Origin of the sequence: Natroniella acetigena (assembly GCF_023227745.1) — a bacterium.
GTDB lineage: Bacteria > Bacillota > Halanaerobiia > Halobacteroidales > Halobacteroidaceae > Natroniella > Natroniella acetigena.
On the sequence record NZ_JALKBX010000084.1, the window covers coordinates 1 to 6,506 of the forward strand.

Here is a 6,506-nt window from a genome sequence, read left to right on the forward strand (position 1 = left end):
TTAGAAGCTCAGAAAAAATCTTTCAGAACGAGAAATCTCCCTCATGGTTCTAGGCAAAAGTTACACATAATTGTAATAAAGCTTCACTTAGAACATTTATAACACCAGAAATTGTCTTAAGTTGACGCGGATGATTTATAATTATCCTTTTAATTGTAAATTGTTCATTGTCAATTGTAAATTATTTTTTATTATCTAATATTTTCCACAGTTCTGGTTGAGCCTTCTTTAATGATAAGGGTTTAAAACCATGATTGACAAACGGATGAACCGTACTACCTGTTGTTAATAACTTCTCATCTTCAGCTCGGACGATTTTGTAATTAAAAGTAATTTTAGTCCGTTTAAGCTCTTCTACTTCCGTATAGATATCAACTAAGTCATCATAACGGGCTGGAGCATGATAATTACAATGTGACTCTACTACTGGTAAGACTATCCCTCGCTCCTCTATCTCTTTATAACTAACTCCTAAGTGGCGTAATAGTTCAGTCCTTCCTATCTCAAACCAATGTAAGTAATTGGCATAATAAACTACCCCCATCCTATCTGTTTGTTGATAGGTAACTCTAATTTGATAACTAAATTCCATTCCCCTGCCTCCTAACCAAAAAATTTACTGAGCAGCAGGGGCCAAAGCCCCTACCAATCAATAATCAAACTCATCTAATAATCCATTTAATTGTTGATTTAATTCGATTGAAGCCTCTTCATAACCATTAAAACCCTCTTCCTCAACTGCTGAAGTAGTAGCACAAGAAGTACAACGAACAGTTAAATAATCAGAATTAAGCCCCACCACCTCATGTAATGTATCTTCATAACAGATTGGGCAATTATATAATCTTAAATCCATTCTGATCACTCCCTTCTTTTATAGCTTGCACAATTTTGAAAGGAGTATTCAGAGTTTAAGAACCACTAATTGCTAACTCTTTAACCCTAAAGGTAGGAGTAGCAAATGAACCGATCAGAGGATTGAACTTAAGATCATTTCCTAAGTGATCGATATCCTTTAAGAAATCAATTAAATTACCAGCTATCGTGATCTCACTGACAGCTCCTTTAATCTCTCCACCTTCAATCCACTGCCCTGTTGCTCCTACAGAAAAATCACCTGAAATTGGGTTGGCCCCTCCAGTTACCAAACCAGAGACTTTATGAACATAAAAACCATTCTCTACCCCACTAATAATATCTGCAGGATCTTGATCCCCTGGTGCTAAATAGAAATTACTAGGTGATACACCAGGAATCCCTCGATAAGAACCCCGTTCAGCATTCCCAGTAGATTTGACTCCATCTTTATTAGCAGTATAAGTATCATAGAGATAATTTGTTAAGACCCCATCTTTGATAATATCAGTTGGGATTGAAGGAACCCCTTCACTATCAAAAGGAGCAGTTGCTAATCCTTCTTCTAATAAACCATTATCGATAATATTGACATTTTCAGCTGCTACAGTCTGATCTAACTTATCAGCAAATAGAGAGCGCCCCTTTTGTACTGCTTCTGCTGTCAACGCTTGGGATAAGACAGACATAAACATACTTCCAACCTTAGGAGTAAAGACAACCGGTGCTTTTTGAGATTCGACTTGTTTAGCTCCTAACAATTCAATCGCATTTTGAGCAGCTTCTTCTCCCGTAGCAGTCGGTGTTAACTCCGTCAGTGAACGTCCATATGATAGAGCTATCCCCGTCTGCTGATCATCATCTTGGCTGGCCTTAACATATAAGTAAGCATAACAATTATTGGTCTTATAACTTTCATGAAGTCCATTTGAATTAGCAATCGTAACTTTCGTAATATAATCACCATAATTAGTACTTAAGACAGCATCAATCTGATCACCATAATTTAGAGCTGCTTCTTCCATCTCTAATGCTATTGCAATCTTATCCTCAATCTCACTCTTCTCTAAAGCTGAATCATAGAGTTCAAGCTGCTGATACTGATAATTTTCTGCTGGTAAGGTACGATACTGATCTACAGTAGCTACTTCAGCATTGGCAATTGCTTCTTGAATAACTTCTTCCAACGCATCTTGATTAAAATTAGCAGTATAAGCAAATCCCATCTTATTATCAACAAAGATCCTAATCCCTAATCCTTTAGCATGAGCTGCCTCTAAGGACTCTACCTCTCCTTGATAGACTTCAAGATCATTAGTAGTTGACGTCTCATAATACAACTCAACATCCTCTGCTCCAAGTTGTTGGGCTTTAGTAATTAGTTCTTTCAAATCAAGGCTCATCTTACTCTCCCTTCCTTTCTGTACCACCAACAGTGATTTCATCAACTAACAATGTCGGTTGACCAACTGCTGCTGGAATACTTTGACCTGCCTTACCACACATTCCAGGGGCCAACTTAAGATCATTACCGACCATCGAAATTTTCTGTAAGACATCTATTCCTCTACCGATCAGAGTAGCTCCTCTAACAGGTTCAGCTAGCTGACCATTTTTAATTAAGTATCCTTCAGCAACGGTAAAGACAAACTCTCCAGTAGCTGTCTCTACCTGTCCACCACTCAATTTTTTAGCATATAGTCCATCATCGACAGCAGCTATAATATCCTCTGGTTCAGAGTCACCTGCTTCAATAAAGGTATTACTCATCCGTGGGACTGGTAATGATTGATAAGAGTCCCTTCTTCCATTACCCGTTGAAGCTCGCTGATGCTTACGAGCAGTCTTTAAATCATACATATAATCCTTTAAAATCCCATCTTCAATCAATACTGTCCGGTCAGCCTGTTGACCCTCATCATCGATCCCAAAAGAGCCCCAGCCATTCTTGATCGTTGCATCATCAACAGCAGTTACCACTTTAGAAGCAACTTGTTTGCCAACTTGACCAGCAAAGACGGAAGAGTTCTTTTGAACCAGATCGGCCTCTAAGCCATGACCACATGCCTCATGGAATAAGACCCCACCAAAACCATGATTGATTACTACTGGCATCTTACCAGAAGGAGCTGACTTGGCTCCAAGCATTGTTACCGCTTGTCTAGCTGCTTCCTCACCCAACTTCTGTGGTGGATATTGATCGAATAATTCAAATCCAACTTGTAAACCAGGACCTTCACTACCAGTCTGAATCTTCTCCCCGTCACTGGCAATAGCCTTAACTCTCATCCTAGTATGAACCCGTTCATCTTCAACATATAAGCCATCAGAATTGGCAATCATAATCTGCTGAGTATTATCAGCATAACTGATTATAACCTGCCTAATACTATCATCATAATCTAAAGCAACTTGATTTGCCTCCTTCATTAACTCTACCTTCTTCTTTTTAGCAATCTCTTCAGGTCTGATCTGAACTGGATGGACTTGATTAATAATCCCTTTTCTCAAATCTGTAATTTCTACTTTATTTTGACCTTGGCTTGCTGCTCCAGCAACCTTAGCAGTCTGTAATAAAGCCTCTTTCGATAGATCATCTGTATAAGCATAAGAAACCTTATCACCACTTAAGACCCTAATCCCAACTCCCAGATCATAACCTGTCTTAACCCGTTCTAATTTAGAGTTTTCCAATACTAAAGAATTACTTTTAGCATTTTCAAAGAAGACTTCAGCAAAATCACCGCCTCCTTCTAAAGCAACCTGTAATAATTGCCTGATCAACTTAGTTGATAACATCACTTTCTCCCCTTCCAGAAAAGCAATTAATAATTAATAAATAATCATGAATAATTAAAACCCTTAAAAACAAAACTTCTAAATTTTTGAACTTTAATTGTAAATTATCAATTATCAATTGTCAATTCACTCATGTCTTTCCAATTATCTCCTACCTTGGAATCAACCTCTAAATCGACAGCAAGTTCGACAACAGAAACCATCTTATCTGTTACTAATCTATTTACTGCCTCTATTTCAGATTCAGTCACCTCTACAACCAATTCATCATGCACCTGAAGTAGTACCTTAGCATCAAAACTTTTCTCTTTTAAAGCCTTATTTACTTCAATCATGGCCAACTTCATAATATCGGCTGCAGTTCCTTGAATTGGAGTATTGATCGCCATTCTTTCTGCAAAACTACGCTGATGATAATTATTACTATTTATCTGTGGTAAGTAACGTTTTCGATCAAAGAGTGTCGTGACATAACCTTCCTCTTTAGCTTGTGCAATTGTATTATCAATATACTCCTTAACCTTTGGGTAACGTACAAAATAAAGCTCAATATACTCCTTAGCTTCTTGGTTAGTGATATTAAGCCGCTTAGCTAATCCCCAATCACTGATCCCATAGGCAATTCCAAAGTTGACCGCTTTAGCTTTACGCCGTTCTTCCTGACCAACTTCATCTAGGGCCAACTCAAAGATCTCACTGGCAGTCTTAGTATGAATATCCAACCCCTGCTGATAAGCCTCCTTTAACCCTTCATCTTGGGAGATATGGGCCAACACCCTCAACTCTACCTGAGAATAATCAGCAGCTAATAATTTCTTGCCTTCTTCTGCGACAAAGACTTGCCGAATCTCACGACCTTCCTCAGTTCTGATCGGGATATTTTGCAGATTAGGTTCTGCACTGCTCAACCGTCCAGTAGCAGTCACCAATTGATTGAAGGTAGTATGGATCCTTCCCGTCTGCTGGTTGATATAATCACTTAATGGATCAACATAAGTCGACTTTAACTTAGTATAGGTTCGGTATTCAGAGATCAGCGGGATAATATCATGTTGGCCCTTCAGCTTCTCTAACACACTAGCACTGGTCGAATAACCTGTCTTCGTCCTTTTAATTACAGGTAAGCCCAACTTCTCAAATAAAATAACCCCTAATTGCTTAGGAGAATTGAGGTTAAACTCCTCCCCAGCCAACTGATAAGCTCGCTCTTCTAAATCAGCAATCTTCTCAGCTAACTTAGTCGATAATCGCTCCAACTCTGAAGAGCTGACCTTAATCCCTGTCAACTCCAATTGGGCCAACATACTGACCAATGGCAATTCAATCTCTGTAAATAATGACAACAGTTCATTATCTTCTAATTTAGGTAATAACTCCTCTTCTAAATCAAATAATAAGCTAGTCTGTAAGACTAATAACTCCTCTTCCGCCCCATCTTCAATCTCTCGCTGCAGATGGCTTACTACTAACTCTGCAAAGCCTTTCTCTTTTTCACTAGGCTTTAATAAGTAATCAGCTACTAATGGCTCAAAGCTAAGTTCTTTAACTTCAATCCCCTGTTGCAATAAATATCTGATCTGCTCTTTGGCCCCTACCATTAAAACTTTCTTGTTTGTGAAAATATCTTCTAACCAATCCACTAACTTATCTATAGTCAGATTACAATAATAACCCTGTTCTGAGGTTACCACTGCAACACCTGCTAACTCTTGCTCTAGCTTTGGCCCGCTCAAATCCAAGGTGATAGCCACCTGTTCAGTTAATTCTAATTCTTCTAACCCTTCTTGACTCTCGATTAATTGATAATCAGTCACTTCTAATTTCTGATGACCACCTATCTGAGAGATCAAACTACTAAACTCCAACTCCATAAACAGATCGTAAACTTGTTGGTTCTTATAGTCTGACAAAACCAGCTCAGAAAAATCAACCTCTAGAGGGACATCTACCTTTATTTCTGCTAGCTTCTTGCTGAGCTTGGCCCTATCTGCTTGCTCTCTTAAGGTAGCTTTCCTCTTTTTACCCCCTACTCGATCTATATTAGCCAAGACATTCTCTAAAGAACCAAACTCTTTTAATAATTTCGTAGAAGTTTTTTTACCAATCCCATCGACACCAGGAATATTATCAGAATTATCACCCATTAATCCCTTCTTATCGATTAACTGAAGTGGCTCTAACTCATATTCTTCTCTAAACTTTTCTAGATCATAATCAATAATGTCACTAATACCTCGTTTATTATACATCACCGTAATATTATCAGTAATTAATTGTAAATTATCCCGATCACCAGTTACAATTGTAACCTGATAGCCTTCCTCTTCTGCTCGCTGGGCCAAAGTCCCGATTAGATCATCTGCTTCATAGCCTTCCTTTTCAAAGATCGGTACTTCTAATACCTCTAAAACTTCTTTAACTATCCCAAATTGAGGCTTCAACTCATCAGGTGTCTCTTTACGATTTCCTTTATAATCTTCATATTCCTGATGGCGAAATGTAGGGGCTGCTAAATCAAAAGCAACTCCTAACAGATCCGGCTCCCTCTCTTCTAATAAACTGAATAACATCCTAGTAAAACCAAAGACAGCATTAGTCACTGTCCCATCAGACTTGGTCAAAGTAGTAGGTAAAGCATAAAACGCACGATACATTAAACTATTTCCATCTAATAAATATAACTCTTGTTCTTTCAATTATTGTAACCTGGTTATAAAAAACTGTTCAAAACTATATAAAATTAATTATAACCAGGTTTCACCTCCCTACCTTTTGTTTTTTATCCAAAATATTAATTTAAGCAAACATCAACCCTTTTGGTCTATCTAATAATTTTAAATTTCTAAAACCAT

5 protein-coding genes are annotated in these 6,506 nt (G+C 37.9%); all 5 read right to left on the reverse strand.

Annotated elements, in window-relative coordinates; all coding sequences use genetic code 11:
- Positions 1-181: 181 nt before the first annotated feature.
- The gene (locus MWH25_RS12270; protein ID WP_248627942.1) at positions 182-592 is read right to left on the reverse strand and encodes an acyl-CoA thioesterase; all 411 of its coding nucleotides are present in this window, start codon (positions 590-592) and stop codon (positions 182-184) included.
- Positions 593-649: 57 nt separating this feature from the next.
- Positions 650-856: a hypothetical protein gene (locus tag MWH25_RS12275; RefSeq protein WP_248627943.1), complete on the reverse strand. Its 207-nt coding sequence runs from the start codon at positions 854-856 to the stop codon at positions 650-652.
- A 55-nt stretch (positions 857-911) separates the two neighbouring features.
- Positions 912-2,300, reverse strand: a complete 1,389-nt coding sequence (locus tag MWH25_RS12280) for a TldD/PmbA family protein (RefSeq protein ID WP_248627944.1) — start codon at positions 2,298-2,300, stop codon at positions 912-914.
- Positions 2,260-3,654 (reverse strand): TldD/PmbA family protein, encoded by a 1,395-nt coding sequence (locus MWH25_RS12285; protein ID WP_248627945.1) that lies wholly within the window; start codon positions 3,652-3,654, stop codon positions 2,260-2,262. Before MWH25_RS12285 ends, MWH25_RS12280 begins: the two co-directional genes overlap by 41 nt.
- Positions 3,655-3,761: 107 nt before the next feature.
- The gene (gene polA, locus MWH25_RS12290; protein ID WP_248627946.1) at positions 3,762-6,350 is read right to left on the reverse strand and encodes a DNA polymerase I; all 2,589 of its coding nucleotides are present in this window, start codon (positions 6,348-6,350) and stop codon (positions 3,762-3,764) included.
- Positions 6,351-6,506 lie beyond the last annotated feature (156 nt).